Source organism: Bacillus cereus group sp. BfR-BA-01347 (genome assembly GCF_022663835.1).
GTDB lineage: Bacteria > Bacillota > Bacilli > Bacillales > Bacillaceae_G > Bacillus_A > Bacillus_A thuringiensis_K.
This window is the reverse complement of the sequence record NZ_JAKUGG010000021.1, coordinates 1-14,270: the sequence shown is the minus strand read 5'-3', so window position 1 is coordinate 14,270 and position 14,270 is coordinate 1. Positions and strand designations below refer to the sequence as shown.

Here is a 14,270-nt window from a genome sequence, read left to right as displayed (position 1 = left end):
TAAAAGAATGATTAACAAACAAAGCAGCTAGCAAAAGCTAACTGCTTAGTCTTAAATAAGATCTAACTGGTTACAGCACATTAAAGATGGGTTATCTATAGTATGAACGGGATATTGAGTTTTATTCAGTGGGTAGATGCATTTAATGAAAGAATGTAGCCCACCATATTCCGAATAATCCAATCCAACCAATGCTAAGTAATATGTATTTCAAAATTTTCATAATTACTCCTTTTAGATATAGATTGCTCAATTGAGTTGTCTTTTGTTAATTTATAATAAAATCCTCCTTTTAATAGAAGTGGTATGTAACTTAAAGTCACAGTTAGAGTATAAACGGAATCGGAAGAGTTATATGGGAATAAAACTTAATAAAAATTTTATTTTAAAAGAAAGTGGTGATACAAATGTATATCTGTCCAAAATGTTTCACTGATCAATATGAGCTTTTTGAACATTTTACATTATGCGGAGCGGATAATGAATCTTGAGTATTTTAATAAATTCAAAGATGTAGTCGGTTTATAAAGTTGGTTCAGTAATATGTATAAAAGCAATATAGAAGTACGTTTAACAAATACGTATAATTCCTAAAAAATACTTTTATAAGACATTATTATAAAAAGGAGATGGCAAAGAGACATTTAAAATTATTAACAGTGAGATGAGTAATTGAATAGGATTATATTAATTACTTAATGCTGGGATATGTTTTAAATGGAGAATCAATTTAAAGAGATATTTGGTGCATGGGTTGCAGCAATAGGAACAATTACTTCCGCTATTGGAAGTACGCCTTTTGATTTTATAAGCAGTAATGTAAGAAAGGATTTAAATGTTTATGGAAACGTATTACAGGCTGTTGGAAATGCTTTAGAGGCTGATGGTCAAGAAGAAGTGTCTCTTGAAAAAATCGGTAATGAAATCCAATCAATTGGCAATGTCACTGTAATATCTGGATTGATTATCGATTTTAAAGAAGAAACACAAATTAAATTAGTGATTGCCGGGAATTGGACACAGGCTTTGGGTGGACTTACAGCATTAGCAGATGAATTTGAGGATACATCCGATAAAGATGAAACCTTAAATATTATAGGAAACTTATTACAATCAATTGGGAATTCATTACAGGCAATAGGGGGTATTGACGAATTAAAAAATATCAGAAATAAGGACCAGTCTAATAAAGAAGGTAATGTAAATGATGTGGAGAAAGATACAAACACTCAGGTAAACAACGAAACTAATGAAAATGAAGAAGGAAAGCTAATAGATATTATAGGAAGTTGGGTTCAAGCAGTTGGTTCTGTAATTTCATTAATTGGACAAATACGTGAAGAGAGTGAGGAATTGGAAGGGAACGATGAATAGAGTAATTTAATAGAACAGTTAAAACAATAATTCTTTTAAAGTGAAAGCAAACAGAATATAGTCCGGCTAGAAAACTAGAGGACACCAATTCATTAAAGCGGCAATGAAAGCTGTTTTAGGGATAGGTGTCCTTTTTATTTTGAAAAGGGAGATGGGGAAATGAAGGTGCTAAGAGATCAATTGCGCAAATGGAAAAAGCAATCAAAACAAGCTAAGAAGAAAAACAAGAAAAAACGAACAGAAAAACTAAGCACTCGTGACATTGAAGATTTAATGGGAATTCGTGGTCCACGTTATGAACGTAGACGTGGAGCTTTAAGACAAAAGTAATTTAAAAATAAAAAGGAGTGGTCTTACATGACTAAACAATTATCTTTCTTACCAAAAATTGATAGAACAGCAACACAAGAGGAATTAGAAGGTATGTTGGAAAGCGTACGTATACATAGACAGTTTGGGATGATGCGTAAAGAAATGAAAGTCACTCCTTCTTATGAAATACGTGAGCATGGTCCTACACATGCAGTCGAAAAACCGTTAGAAGATGTTGCTATAGCAAATATTCAACAAAGTAAACGAGAAGAATGGCTTGAAGGTATGTCGTTAGGTATTGATCAGTTTCTAAATCGATTAGGAAATGGACGTGCAGGAAGTATTCAAAGGGATATTATTTGTAAACGTTATTTAGAAGAAGAGGATATGTGTGATTACATGGTTTATAACGAAATCGGAATGTCAGAGCGTACTTACCGACGTTGGAAGTCTAAAGCGTTTTATAAACTTGCTTTTGCGCTGGGATTAGAAGTTTACGAGACAGAAGAAACTGGAGGTAATGAATAGTGAATTTTGTTCAACCGATACGTGATCCAGAGCAAATACAACAAATTAAAGAGTATTTAAAAGTAAAGAGCGAACGTAATTATATCTTGTTTGTAATGGGAATTAACACAGGCCTACGCATTAGTGACATTCTAAAACTGAAGGTTGGAGATTTAAAGGGAAGCCATATCTCAATGCGTGAAATGAAGACAGGTAAACAGAAACGTATTCAAATTACTGCAGCATTAAGAAGAGAGTTAAAATGGTATCTCGAAGGTATGGAAGATTATGAGTATCTAATTAAGAGTAGGCAAGGAACGAATCGACCAATTGGAAGGAGCATGGCGTATAAAATACTTAGCAGTACAGCAGCAGAGTTTGGTTTAGATGAGATTGGGACGCATACACTACGTAAGACATTCGGATATCATATGTACATGCAGACGAAAAATATAGCCTTGCTGATGGAGATATTCAATCATTCAAGTGAACGGGTAACGTTAAGATATATAGGAGTAAATCAAGATGCAATGGATAAAGCAATGACTAGGTTTAAAATCTAATCATTGCTTTTTTCTTTTTAATTTTTATTCCATAAATATAAATGGATAAGGGGTGAGCTTTTTGGGGCTATCAATAATGATAGATTAGGTTAATTTTACATGTATACGAAATTTATCATTTATTCATCATGAATTTTTATTGATGGTATTTATATATATATTTACTCATAAGAATGAAACTAGGTTAGCATTTACTGGGGGGATTACGAATGAATAGGGATGAAACCTCATTACACCCTGATACGGGTGTTACGTCTGTAATGTTTGTTGAACGATCATTAAATGAAATTCGTTTTTGGTCTAGAATCATGAAGGAGCATTCTCTTTTTCTTCGATTGGGGTTTAGATGTGAGGATACCCAACTAATCGAAGAAGCTAATCAATTTTATCGATTGTTTGAACATATCGAACAAATAGCGTATTCCTATACAAATGAAACAGATCCTGGGCAAATAAAAAGATTTAATACAGAAGTACAACAAGCTGCAACTAATATTTGGGGATTTAAACGAAAAATTCTAGGATTAATTCTCACATGTAGATTGCCAGGACAAAACAATTTTCCGCTGTTAGTTGACCATACAAGTAGGGAAGCTGATTATTTTAGAAAACGTTTAATTGAATTAAATGAAGGTAAATTAGATGCACTTCCTGATGCTATTATTAAAGAGAATGTTTTCTTTTTAAGGATTATGGCAGACCATGCTAAATTTATTGGTCATCTTCTTGATCCATCGGAAAGAAAGCTTGTAGATACAGCTCGGAATTTTAGCAATGATTTTGATGAATTGATGTATCAAGCAGTTGACTTAGAATCTATGAAACCACAATCTCAAACAGTTCCTCTTTTAGATCAGTTTTTAGATCAAAATCGTGTGTCAGTCACATCTCTCCGGGATTTTAAGAAAACGGCACGTGATTTAATTGAGCAATGTAAAATAAAGAGTATCATTCATCCATTATTAGCAGACCATGTTTTCCGTGAGGCTGATAGGTTTCTTGAAATAATTGATATGTTTGATGTTCATCTTACAAATATTAAATCACAATCTAAATAGTCTGCCTAATTTCAAATAAGAATAAGCTCCTTTATTTCATATATAACTAGGTTAAATATCAATATGAATTTTTAAAAGTACCAATACGCAAAGGCTGCCACGTATTAGCGATGGATAATATGTGGCAGCCTTTATTTTTTTGTACTACATTTTAAAAGTGAAGGATTTTGGCCCAATATACGTTTTAATTGTATACAGTTCCTCATTTTTATTGTGTTGTGTAACCCAAAAGAGAAAGTTTTATGAAGCTATGAATATCAAGGACTTCAGCGACAGGTGCAGTTACACAAAATATAAGATATGGGTAAGTGGCAGTATCAAGGTATCGAATGGTGTATATACATAAATATAAAATGCAAGGGGGAGGTAATTGTGATTCATGTTAAATGAAGAACTATTAGAAGTAATAATTAAATACAAAAGGAATACTGGAAGAAATCCTGATATGTTAAAGCTAAATCCAAATTATTTTAGAAATATTCTAGAAGAATTGAAATATCCGGAGTGGATTATTAAAAAGAAAATGTCAGAAATGAAAAAAAGTATATTCGGTGTACCAGTGGAATTAACAGATGCAGTGAAAAAATTTGAACTATGAAAAAAGTTGGCAGAGTCGTGACCGCTTTTTGGCAGGAAATATGTCGGTTATTTTGGAATTAACGTGTTATATTTGTATTGTGGGAAGTGGCGGGAAACACAACTCACTATGTTGTTTCTAAAATTCTAAACGGTTCGTAATGACGGCACATAAAATCCGAAGCCAGCAGATGGTAGTGGTTGAATGATACCGTTATTAAGGAGAGCTTTTGCTCTTCTTCCAGTTACTTAATAATGTGAAAACAAATTGATGCAGCAATATTAGGTGATTGGAAGAAGGAGAAAACTTCATTTACCGTAATTGAAATACAAATAAATAATTGATACCAGAGCATCCATTCAGGTGCTTTTTCTTTTGATATGCTAATTAATCACAAATCGGTATTTCAAGTACTCTTAGAGCTAATGCTACTTGAAGAGAAATCTCTAGCCCAGCAATTTCGATATCAGCTACTGTAAGAACTAAAAAAGAATGGCTATTTACAAACAAAACAAACTCAACACAAACCAAATATTGTAAAAGTTATTTAAAAATCATCTAATGTAACACATCATATATTTTGTTACATTAGATTTATGAATAGAAATGCTGTTATATCAACGTTTTTGTCTATTTGTAAAAATAACTACCATATTTTATGTAACATATTGTATAATAAAGATACATATAATGTAACATAATGTATGGAGAGGTAAGGAATGAAGTTTGTGCAACCAATTCGAGATAAGAAAAAATTAGAAGAAGTGAAAGAGGTTTTACGTCGCCAATCTTATCGTGATTTGTTTTTATTTGAAATGGGAATCAATACAGGTCTAAGAATTAGTGACTTATTAAAGTTACATGTAAATGATGTGAAAGAAAGAACTCACATTGTTATTAAAGAACAGAAGACTGGAAAAGAGAAACGTTTCATTATCAATACAACGTTAAGAGAAAAAATAAATGAGTATGTAAATGGAATGAACGAAACAGATTGCTTATTTGCTTCTAAAAAGACAGGGAAACCGATCACGAGAATTCAAGCTTATCGAATCATGAACGCTGCTGCTGAAAAAGTAGGACTTGATGAAATTGGAACGCATACTCTTAGAAAAACTTTTGGATACCATTACTACCAAAAGACAAAAGATGTAGTAATGCTACAAACAATCTTTAATCATTCTGCTCCATCCATTACATTACGTTATATAGGAATCCAACAAGATGAGATAGATAAATCATTAGAAGATTTCAGTTTATAATGTTCATTTGATGTAAAGATGCATTTTGCAAAATAGGCAAATGGTTTGTGGCATGGGATTTGCCCTTATACATACGATATCTTATTCGTATATGAAGGGGAGGTTTAATGTATGTATTATCCTTATTATGAATCACAACCATATACACAAATTAATAGGCCGCCGTCATTAGGAGGATTTGGTGGACCAGGTTGTGTTAATAAGTGGACATTAGTTAATGTAGGCGGAAGTATATTTCCTATGCTTATAACAAACTACACCATTGGAGGGCAAGTGACTGGCCAAATACCAACAGGTTTAACCAATACATCATTCCCAGCAAGCTCTATAATTGATTCAATATGTCTATAATAAAAAACACTGCCTAAATAAAATGTACCCTATAGAATAGACACTTGAAAAAAGTCTATTCTATAGGGTATTTCTTGTATAATAAAAGGAAAATTGGGATCGGAGAATGTTGAAAATGACAAAAAAACTATTTACAGAAAGAGAAATTCAAATTCTATCAAATAACCTATACGTAAAATCTGTAAGTCAGAAAGGTATCACTTATACAGAGGAATTTAAGCATATTTTTATTGAGGAAAATGAAAAAGGAAAGCTACCTCGAAATATTTTTGAAGAATGTGGTTTTGATATAGATATGATTGGAATGAAACGAGTTATGTCATCGGGAAGTAGATGGCGTGCTGCTTATAGAAAAAATGGTGTATTGGGTTTAAGGGATACACGTATCGAAAACGCTGGCAGAACTCTTGAGAGAGAGCTTACGTTAGAAGAAAAGTATGCCCGTTTAGAAGCCGAACGAAACTTACTAAAGGCGGAAAACGAATTGCTAAAAAAATCAAACTTATGGAAGGGAGGATGAGAAGGAAATAACACTACCACCTAGTCAGAAATTCATCTTGATTCGTTCTGTCATCATGAAATACAACTTAAGGAATATGGTCAGTCATTTGTGTAAAGTAGCTGGTGTATCCCGTTCGGGATACTATAATTACTTTTCAGTTTCATCTCAAGAACAACGGAAACAAAAGAGTGATCGAGATGAAATCTTGAAGGAAACCATATTAAAAGCACTTCGATTTAGAAATAGACACAAGGGGGCTCGTCAGATAAAGATGACATTGGCGGGTCAGTTTCAAGTTGTCTACAATTTAAAGCGTATCCGTAGAATTATGAAGAAATACGAGATTATCTGTCCGGTTCGCAAAGCGAATCCTTATAAAAGAATGCTTAAAGCTACAAAAGAACATCGAATAGTACCGAATCAATTAAATCGGGAATTTAAACAAAATACCCCAGGGAAAACACTTCTTACAGATATCACCTATTTAGTTTACGGTAAGAATCAAAGGGCCTATTTATCTACAATTTTAGACGGCTCAACTAATGAAATTTTAGCTTACCATGTTTCAGAACAGATGACATTAGAGCTCGTAACGACAACTCTCCATAAACTAAAAAGGAATCCGCGGATTCGATTGACTGAAGGTGCTTATATTCATTCAGATCAAGGCTCCCACTACACAAGCCCTACCTATCAAAAGCTAGTTAAAAAGCTAACCCTTGGACAATCCATGTCAAGAAGAGGAAACTGTTGGGATAACGCCCCACAAGAATCATTTTTTGGTCATCTGAAAGATGAAGCTCATATAAAACCTTGCGTGTCCTTTAATGAATTGAAACAAGAGATTAAGAAATATATGACGTATTATAATCATTATAGATATCAATGGAATTTAAAAAAGATGACTCCTGTTGGATACAGAAATCATCTTCTTGATGTTGCCTAACTTTTTTCAAAATGTCCTTTACAAAGGGTACGGATTAATATGAGTAGACCTTTTTTATAAGTTTCTAGAAAATAACGTACTAATAACTATTTAGAATAATTTTCAAACCCCTTGCTAATAACTACAAGTCCTATTATGAAAGAAAGTGTTCTTATTATTAATTCAGCAACTAGCAAATCACCCATAGTCTTTGAAACATCATATAATTCACCAGTAATAATAATTGGTGCCATGATTATTAGTATTCCTATTAGAATTTGAATGAACAGAATATATTTAGGTTGCAGAGAGATCACCTCCATTAAATTAGCATGTATAATGAACTTAACATGTAATTAAGAAGTAATCGATCATTTAAAAATTTATCAACTTTAAAAATATACATATCCTTCTTTATAAGTATATTTATAGTGACTCGTCGCATAAGATGCATTAAAACCTACACTTCCTGTCTTCCCTACAGTAATGGATACATTGCCATTAAAAGTAGTTGTGCCATTATTATGAAAATCACCATTAACAATATAGAAAATTCTGTTAGGATCCTCTAAATTTGCTTGAACTGTACCACTGAACGTTTTAGAAAGACCATTTGCATCTCTATTCATATTAATATGTTTTATTTCCTTAATACCCCTGAAGCTTCCACCCCATTCATTTGTTTCACAATAAAACCTTAATGAAGGGCTATAGAAAGGTGTTACTGAAAAATTGGTTGTTAGTGTTCGGTACGTAGCGGAAAGCGTTGCAGCAGATGATTGTCCACGAGCTTTCCCCTGAGCCATGAGTTGCTGAGAAATTTCTTCTCTAGGTTTATTGGTATCTGCAGCAATTTGATTAACAAGTTCCCCAAACGTTAGTACCTCACCTATTTGTACATTCGATTGATCTGTTAAATCTAATACATTACCTTTTTTTATAGTAGAATCAACTGTGTTATTCTCAGCTGCGCTTGCAATTGTTCCTCCTCCGAACATAGCAAGAGATAATCCTGCAACACTTAAAACTTTACTAATCTTTTTCATTTTTCATACCTCCTAAAATATTAATTAAGACAATATCATGCTAATTTACCTTTATTTGTTAGCATAATTCAGATATTAACCCCGAAATAATGGGAAATAAATACTTATAAACCAAATAATTACCAAAACTTTTCGACAAATAAGGTTCACGCTATACCATTACTAGCATTACAATTAGTTTTATATAGATAATTCTTTCTTTACAATCTAACGATTTACCGATGTTTTTACGTCAATTGATAAAAATAAAATTAAATATTCTGAATATTATTTATAAAATTGTTTTTTACAACTTATTACAATTAAACTTTGTTATGATTGATTTTATATAAACTAAATAAAGGAGATTGTGATATGATAATTCTGAATAATGAAAAAGTTACTAAACTATTAAATGAATGGTATAAGGTTATTCTATCTAAACAAATAACAAAGGCGACAAGAATGAAAGAAGAAGTTGATGAAAAGATTAGTGTCTTAATGGTCGAACAAAATCGAGATTTACAAGATCAAAATCTCTTATTGTACTATTCTCTATTGGATTATAGTTATAAAGTGTTAATAAATAAATCATATGTAACTCGTAGTGATTTTGATGCAGTTGAAAAACTTACAACAAAAACTATTGATGAGTATTTAAGATACTACTACCATTTCTATAAAGCTGTGCATAACACTATGATTGCTAACTATATGGAAGCGATGGAGCAATTTGAAGAAGCTGAACGACTTTTAGAGTATATTCCTAATGACATTGAAAAAGCTGAATTTAATTATAAACTTGGTGAACTATATTACCACCTTCAACAACCTTTATTAACAATTAAGCATGTTATGAAAGCAAAAGACATATACAAAAAACATGAAGATTATGTAATAAATCAAATTGAATGCGATACAATCCTAGGATTGGCAAGTGTCACTTTAAGTCAGTTTGAACAAGGAGAAGAGCTTTTTGTTAAGTGCTTGGATATGGCTAAAAAACATAACTGTACTCGACTAATTACCTTAATTCAATACAACTTAGGTTTTCTTTATGCAAAACAAGGTATATCCGCAACTGCAATTCGACATTTAATGGATGTGTATAAATCTGAAAAACCATATCATAAAACTGTATTCTTACTGGCTCGAGAACATTTCAAAGTAAATGAAATTGAAAAAGCACAAGAATTTTTGACTCAAGGCTTTGAATTAGCTGATGTTGAATATACACATCATTTACGAATACTTCGAGCACAATACGATGAAAATTATAAGCAGAATCTAGAAACAACGATTGCAGATGGACTAGATTACTTTGAATCCCAAAAACTTTATGGATTTATGGAAGAGTACTCTGGAATTTTAGCGAAAAAACTTTATCAAGAAGGTAATCATGAGAAGGCTAGCCAATACTTTAATATATCTTATGATGCTAAAGAATTACTTCAGAAGGGAAGTGCGTTAAAATGAAAAAAGTACTAATAGGTTTTTTTAGTTTTGCTGCTGTTTTAACTATTGGAAGTTTTACAGAATCTTTTACATCACAAGCTGATCATGGTAGACCACCTGCACCACAAAGACCAGATTATATTTCTAATGTGGCCGATTTTGATCACGGTAGACCACCTGCGCCGGCATACGAATACGGCGATACTTATATTGATCATGGTGAGCATATCTAAAACAAAAAGAGGACGAGATCTTGATATGATCCCCTTATAGTAGACAGGAAAAAGAAAGCGCATTAACCTGTTTACTATGGAGGGGATTTTTTTATGGGGAAAATTAGAGTCACTTACGATGTAGAATTTAAGAAAAAAGCTATAGATTTATACTTAAAAGAAGGCATGAGCTATAAAAACATTGCGAAAGAATTAGGTATTCATCACTCGGTTGTAGTCGTTGGGTGAAATACTTTGAAGCTGAAGGTATCAAAGGACTAGAAGAAAAACGTGGAAAAGCGAAAGGGCCAGGTATAGGAAGAACAAAACCAAAAGATCCAGAAGCTAAGATTAAACGATTAGAAGCCGAGAATGAAATGTTAAAAAAGCTCTTAGGGATGTAAAAGGAGGTATGCAAGCTATATCCAAAACGAGAAAGTTTGAAGCTATACTTGAGATGTTAGAAAAGGGGTATACGGTTAGCCTATTATGTGCCATCGCTGGTGTAACTAGAAGTGGGTATATAAGTGGACAAAGCGGCACTTAGTGCCTTCTGAAAAACAACTAGAGGACGCTAAAACCAAGAAAAAGATATTGAAGTGTCATAAAAAACTAAGAGGGATTTATGGATATAGAGGAGTGCAAGTGTGACTGAAAGTCACCTATAACCTTCATTTGAACCATAAGTGCATACAAAGATTGATGAATCAATTAGGCATCAAAGATTTCAAAAGAAATTAAATAATCTGAGTCCATATAAATATAGAACTCAGGTTACTTAGTTGCGCTTTTTAAATCCTGTCTACTTGACAGGGGTCACTGCAGGCATCAATTCCTTGTGTTTCGAGCTGTTTTTTCCAAACAGAAATCGTTGAAGGGGCAGGAATATTAAAGATAGCTGCCGTCTCAAATAAGGACATACCGTTTTCAATCATAAAGTTTAGTACGTCTAGTTTAAATTGTTGTGTGTAATTTGTACATCGTTTTAGAAAAGCTTCCAGACCATTCTGTTTATATTGGTTTACCCAATTCAAAATGATTGTGTCACTTATACCGAGCGATCTACCCATTTCTCGATAACTTTCATTTCCGTTCAAATAACGTAGAACGATTTGCATTTTTTCATCAGCTGTAAATTTAGCCATAGAAAAACTGCACCTCCAATTGTTAGACACAGTCTAACAATTGGAGGTGCAGTTCATTATAGGGTACTCTTTTATGAATCAGTACACCATTCATATATTGTTAATGTTTGTGAGTCATGAACAATTAAATGGTTTAACAAGTAAGGATTCAAGATAATGTATGTAAGATGAGTATAAATCGTTATAAAAAAATAAAGAAGAGCACCATTATATAGTACTCTTCTATGAATCAGTACACCATTTATATATTGTTGATGTTTGTGAGTCATGAACAATTAAATGGTTTAACAAGTAAGGATTCAAGATAATGTATGTAAGATGAGTGTAAGTTGTTACAAAAAATAAAAAAGAGCACCATTATGAAGTGACCCCTAAAAGTTAGACACGGTTATTTCATTAGGCAGCTTGATAAAAGTGAGTCCGGTATTGTACCGGGCTCATTTTTAATTTTGCCTTAATCCGTTTCGTATTATAATAATCTATATATTTTTCTAATTCTATTTTAAAGTGCTCTACATTTTCAAATTCTTTTATGTAGAGGAACTCAGACTTCATAATCCCAAAGAAATTCTCTATTACTGCGTTGTCGTAACAGTTGCCTTTTCGAGACATACTCTGGACGATAGCTCTTGATTCAAGTGTACGGACGTACTGTCTCATTTGATAATGCCATCCTTGATCCGAATGCATCAGTAGCTGGTGGGTTTCAGGTAAACGTTCCAATGCTTTCTCTAACATGTCTGAAACAAGCGAATACGTCGGTCTAGAACCAATTGTATAGGTAATAATTTCACCATTATACAAATCTAATACAGGTGATACATACAGTTTTTCTCCAAACAATTTAAACTCTGTGATGTCTGTTACCCACTTTTGATTCGGTGCATCTGTATGAAAATTACGCTCTAAAATATTAGGTGCAATTCTACCGACTTTTCCTTTATAGGATTTATATTTCTTCATACGCACAACACACTTTAACCCAAGCTCTTTCATAATGCGCTGAACCTTCTTGTGGTTCACTTTCTGACCACGATTCGTTAATTCATCACGAATGCGACGGTAACCATAACGACCTTCATTTTCCTCATAAATCGCTTTAATCTCAGCTTTCAAATCGGCATCTACATCTGGACGATTCATTTTCTTTACTAAATCATAATACGTGCTTCGAGGAATAGTAGCTAGCTCCATGAGTGCCTTCACCGAATATTTATGCCTTAATTCATAGACTACTTGCGCTTTGTCTTGTTTTGTGATTTTTCCTTGTTTTGAACTAAGGCATTTAACTTTTTTAAGTACTCATTTTCCATCTCAAGCTGTTTAATACGTGCTTCAAGTGCTTCAACTGACCCTTCAGCTAAAGGTTGTTTTAATTGTTTATTTGAATCTTTTTTCATGGATGGACGCCCCTTTTTCTTAGATTGAAGGGCATCAATTCCTTGTGTTTCGAGCTGTTTTTTCCAAACAGAAATCGTTGAAGGGGCAGGAATATTAAAGATAGCTGCCGTCTCAAATAAGGACATACCGTTTTCAATCATAAAGTTTAGTACGTCTAGTTTAAATTGTTGTGTGTAATTTGTACATCGTTTTAGAAAAGCTTCCAGACCATTCTGTTTATATTGGTTTACCCAATTCAAAATGATTGTGTCACTTATACCGAGCGATCTACCCATTTCTCGATAACTTTCATTTCCGTTCAAATAACGTAGAACGATTTGTATTTTTTCATCCGCTGTAAATTTAGCCATAGAAAAACTGCACCTCCAATTGTTAGACTGTGTCTAACAATTGGGGTGCAGTTCATTATATGGTACTCTTTTATGAATCAGTACACCATTTATATATTGTTGATGTTTGTGAGTCATGAACAATTAAATGGTTTAACAAGTAAGGATTCAAGATAATGTATGTAAGATGAGTATAAGTTGTTACAAAGAAATAATTAGTCAGCAAAAGCAAAATGATTAGCTCTTAATGGAAAATGAAATGCATTATTAGAAACTCATGATATAAACAACTAGGTTGTGAAGATTAAAGTTTTTCAAAAAACTTCATTTGGTATTACTCTAGAATGGCATTATTGAACTTATAAATTAATATGCCTTTTCGTTTATTGACAAAATAAACACGTTGATAGGAGTAATAACGTATTCCTTTAAAAATACGCTTTTTCATTAGGGAATTAATCTAAGCACTAGATAAATAGATGCGTATACTTATATTATGTGAGTTGTGAATGTAATTAAACTGAATTTTTATAGTTTAATTATTAGTAACTATTTTTATTCTAAGAAAAATGGATATTTAAAAATATTCAACACCATTACAATTGAGTGTTTCTTAGTATAAGAATATTCTCTCAAAATTATTAAATAAGGAGGAAATAAATGAAACATAATGATTGTTTTGATCATAATAACTGCAATCCGATTGTTTTTTCAGCAGATTGTTGTAAAAATCCACAGTCAGTTCCTATTACTAGGGAACAATTAAGTCAATTAATTACTTTACTAAACTCATTAGTATCAGCTATTTCAGCATTTTTTGCAAATCCAAGTGATGCAAACAGAGTAGCGTTATTCAATTTGTTTAATCAATTTTTAATTTTCTTAAATTCCTTATTACCTTCCCCAGAAGTTAATTTTTTGAAACAATTAACTCAAAGTATTTTAGTTTTATTACAATCTCCAGCTCCTAATTTAGGTCAATTGTCAACATTATTGCAACAATTTTATAGCGCACTTGCACAATTCTTCTTCGCTTTAGATCTGATCCCTATATCCTGCGACTCAAATGTCGACCCTGCAACTTTACAAATTCTTTTTAATTTATTAATTCAATTAATCAATGCTACTCCAGGGGCAACAGGCCCAACAGGTCCAACAGGCCCAGCAGGAACCGGAGCAGGTCCAACAGGCCCAACAGGCCCAACAGGTCCAACAGGCCCAGCAGGAACCGGAGCAGGTCCAACAGGAGCAACAGGAGCAACAGGCCTAACA

The 14,270-nt window shown here is 32.8% G+C and carries 17 protein-coding genes and 2 pseudogenes; 14 read left to right on the top strand and 5 right to left on the bottom strand.

Annotated features, from left to right (window positions below):
* Positions 1-717 precede the first annotated feature (717 nt).
* The 6 genes from MR143_RS24695 to MR143_RS24670 all read left to right on the top strand — a co-directional run bounded on the left by MR143_RS24695 (position 718) and on the right by MR143_RS24670 (position 4,412).
* On the top strand, positions 718-1,374 hold the full coding sequence (locus MR143_RS24695) for a DUF6944 family repetitive protein (protein WP_000431213.1): 657 nt from the start codon (positions 718-720) through the stop codon (positions 1,372-1,374).
* Positions 1,375-1,533: 159 nt separating this feature from the next.
* Positions 1,534-1,704, top strand: a complete 171-nt coding sequence (locus MR143_RS24690) for a hypothetical protein (RefSeq protein WP_000866515.1) — start codon at positions 1,534-1,536, stop codon at positions 1,702-1,704.
* A gap of 27 nt (positions 1,705-1,731) precedes the next feature.
* The gene (locus tag MR143_RS24685) at positions 1,732-2,214 is read left to right on the top strand and encodes an ArpU family phage packaging/lysis transcriptional regulator (protein ID WP_000166164.1); all 483 of its coding nucleotides are present in this window, start codon (positions 1,732-1,734) and stop codon (positions 2,212-2,214) included.
* Positions 2,214-2,756 (top strand): site-specific integrase, encoded by a 543-nt coding sequence (locus MR143_RS24680; protein ID WP_001012143.1) that lies wholly within the window; start codon positions 2,214-2,216, stop codon positions 2,754-2,756. Before MR143_RS24685 ends, MR143_RS24680 begins: the two co-directional genes overlap by 1 nt.
* 209 nt (positions 2,757-2,965) lie before the next feature.
* Entirely contained in the window at positions 2,966-3,814 is an 849-nt protein-coding gene (locus MR143_RS24675) for a DUF2935 domain-containing protein (protein ID WP_001078042.1), read from the top strand.
* Between the two features lie 379 nt (positions 3,815-4,193).
* Positions 4,194-4,412 (top strand): hypothetical protein, encoded by a 219-nt coding sequence (locus tag MR143_RS24670; protein ID WP_000930968.1) that lies wholly within the window; start codon positions 4,194-4,196, stop codon positions 4,410-4,412.
* 366 nt (positions 4,413-4,778) lie between these two features.
* Here MR143_RS24670 and MR143_RS24665 read toward each other — a convergent pair whose 3' ends face one another.
* Entirely contained in the window at positions 4,779-4,922 is a 144-nt protein-coding gene (locus MR143_RS24665) for a DUF3956 family protein (protein ID WP_080029641.1), read from the bottom strand.
* A 188-nt stretch (positions 4,923-5,110) separates the two neighbouring features.
* Between MR143_RS24665 and MR143_RS24660 the strand changes: the two genes are divergently transcribed.
* The 3 genes from MR143_RS24660 (at position 5,111) to MR143_RS24650 (ending at position 7,452) form a co-directional block, all read left to right on the top strand.
* Complete coding sequence (locus MR143_RS24660) at positions 5,111-5,653, top strand: site-specific integrase (RefSeq protein ID WP_000673905.1); 543 nt, start codon at positions 5,111-5,113, stop codon at positions 5,651-5,653.
* Positions 5,654-5,764: 111 nt separating this feature from the next.
* Complete coding sequence (locus tag MR143_RS24655) at positions 5,765-6,004, top strand: hypothetical protein (RefSeq protein ID WP_000291767.1); 240 nt, start codon at positions 5,765-5,767, stop codon at positions 6,002-6,004.
* 106 nt (positions 6,005-6,110) lie between these two features.
* Positions 6,111-7,452, top strand: a protein-coding gene (locus MR143_RS24650) for an IS3 family transposase (RefSeq protein ID WP_242281052.1) whose coding sequence is annotated in 2 segments (ribosomal slippage) — positions 6,111-6,496 and positions 6,495-7,452 — 1,344 coding nt in all. Because the reading frame shifts where the segments join, the coding sequence is not laid out codon by codon here.
* Positions 7,453-7,538: 86 nt separating this feature from the next.
* On the opposite strand, the gene MR143_RS24645 is transcribed toward MR143_RS24650, so the two are convergent.
* Positions 7,539-7,754 (bottom strand): hypothetical protein, encoded by a 216-nt coding sequence (locus tag MR143_RS24645; RefSeq protein ID WP_033665752.1) that lies wholly within the window; start codon positions 7,752-7,754, stop codon positions 7,539-7,541.
* 69 nt (positions 7,755-7,823) lie between these two features.
* Positions 7,824-8,477, bottom strand: a complete 654-nt coding sequence (locus MR143_RS24640) for a hypothetical protein (RefSeq protein ID WP_000724009.1) — start codon at positions 8,475-8,477, stop codon at positions 7,824-7,826.
* 354 nt (positions 8,478-8,831) lie between these two features.
* Between MR143_RS24640 and MR143_RS24635 the strand changes: the two genes are divergently transcribed.
* From MR143_RS24635 to MR143_RS33050, 4 genes and pseudogenes are all read left to right on the top strand, one after another.
* A complete protein-coding gene (locus MR143_RS24635) occupies positions 8,832-9,932 on the top strand; it encodes a response regulator aspartate phosphatase (RefSeq protein WP_000584823.1) in 1,101 nt (366 codons plus the stop codon).
* A complete protein-coding gene (locus MR143_RS24630) occupies positions 9,929-10,144 on the top strand; it encodes a hypothetical protein (RefSeq protein ID WP_000756629.1) in 216 nt (71 codons plus the stop codon). Before MR143_RS24635 ends, MR143_RS24630 begins: the two co-directional genes overlap by 4 nt.
* Positions 10,145-10,237: 93 nt before the next feature.
* Positions 10,238-10,527 (top strand): annotated as a pseudogene (locus MR143_RS24625) (transposase).
* Positions 10,528-10,535: 8 nt separating this feature from the next.
* Positions 10,536-10,670 carry a hypothetical protein gene (locus tag MR143_RS33050; protein WP_255255609.1) on the top strand — a complete coding sequence of 45 codons (135 nt, stop codon included), beginning with the start codon at positions 10,536-10,538 and terminating at the stop codon, positions 10,668-10,670.
* A 277-nt stretch (positions 10,671-10,947) separates the two neighbouring features.
* Here MR143_RS33050 and MR143_RS24620 read toward each other — a convergent pair.
* Together MR143_RS24620 and MR143_RS24615 are read right to left on the bottom strand one after the other, a co-directional pair.
* Positions 10,948-11,268 (bottom strand): annotated as a pseudogene (locus MR143_RS24620) (transposase); the annotation flags it as partial.
* Between the two features lie 396 nt (positions 11,269-11,664).
* Positions 11,665-13,019, bottom strand: a protein-coding gene (locus MR143_RS24615) for an IS3 family transposase (RefSeq protein WP_085965018.1) whose coding sequence is annotated in 2 segments (ribosomal slippage) — positions 11,665-12,566 and positions 12,566-13,019 — 1,356 coding nt in all. Because the reading frame shifts where the segments join, the coding sequence is not laid out codon by codon here.
* Between the two features lie 639 nt (positions 13,020-13,658).
* On the opposite strand from MR143_RS24615, the gene MR143_RS24610 reads away from it, so the two are divergent.
* Positions 13,659-14,270 (top strand): collagen-like repeat preface domain-containing protein (locus MR143_RS24610; RefSeq protein ID WP_242281051.1); only part of this gene is annotated, 612 nt, incomplete at its 3' end.

Excerpts from the sequence above, each read along its gene's own strand:
- MR143_RS24695 (WP_000431213.1), top strand. The coding sequence starts at position 718 with ATGGAGAATCAATTTAAAGAGATATTTGGTGCATGGGTTGCAGCAATA.
- MR143_RS24690 (WP_000866515.1), top strand. The coding sequence starts at position 1,534 with ATGAAGGTGCTAAGAGATCAATTGCGCAAATGGAAAAAGCAATCAAAA.
- MR143_RS24685 (WP_000166164.1), top strand. The coding sequence starts at position 1,732 with ATGACTAAACAATTATCTTTCTTACCAAAAATTGATAGAACAGCAACA.
- MR143_RS24675 (WP_001078042.1), top strand. The coding sequence starts at position 2,966 with ATGAATAGGGATGAAACCTCATTACACCCTGATACGGGTGTTACGTCT.
- MR143_RS24670 (WP_000930968.1), top strand. The coding sequence starts at position 4,194 with ATGTTAAATGAAGAACTATTAGAAGTAATAATTAAATACAAAAGGAAT.
- MR143_RS24660 (WP_000673905.1), top strand. The coding sequence starts at position 5,111 with ATGAAGTTTGTGCAACCAATTCGAGATAAGAAAAAATTAGAAGAAGTG.
- MR143_RS24655 (WP_000291767.1), top strand. The coding sequence starts at position 5,765 with ATGTATTATCCTTATTATGAATCACAACCATATACACAAATTAATAGG.
- MR143_RS24645 (WP_033665752.1), bottom strand. The coding sequence starts at position 7,754 with ATGGAGGTGATCTCTCTGCAACCTAAATATATTCTGTTCATTCAAATT.
- MR143_RS24640 (WP_000724009.1), bottom strand. The coding sequence starts at position 8,477 with ATGAAAAAGATTAGTAAAGTTTTAAGTGTTGCAGGATTATCTCTTGCT.
- MR143_RS24635 (WP_000584823.1), top strand. The coding sequence starts at position 8,832 with ATGATAATTCTGAATAATGAAAAAGTTACTAAACTATTAAATGAATGG.
- MR143_RS24630 (WP_000756629.1), top strand. The coding sequence starts at position 9,929 with ATGAAAAAAGTACTAATAGGTTTTTTTAGTTTTGCTGCTGTTTTAACT.
- MR143_RS33050 (WP_255255609.1), top strand. The coding sequence starts at position 10,536 with ATGCAAGCTATATCCAAAACGAGAAAGTTTGAAGCTATACTTGAGATG.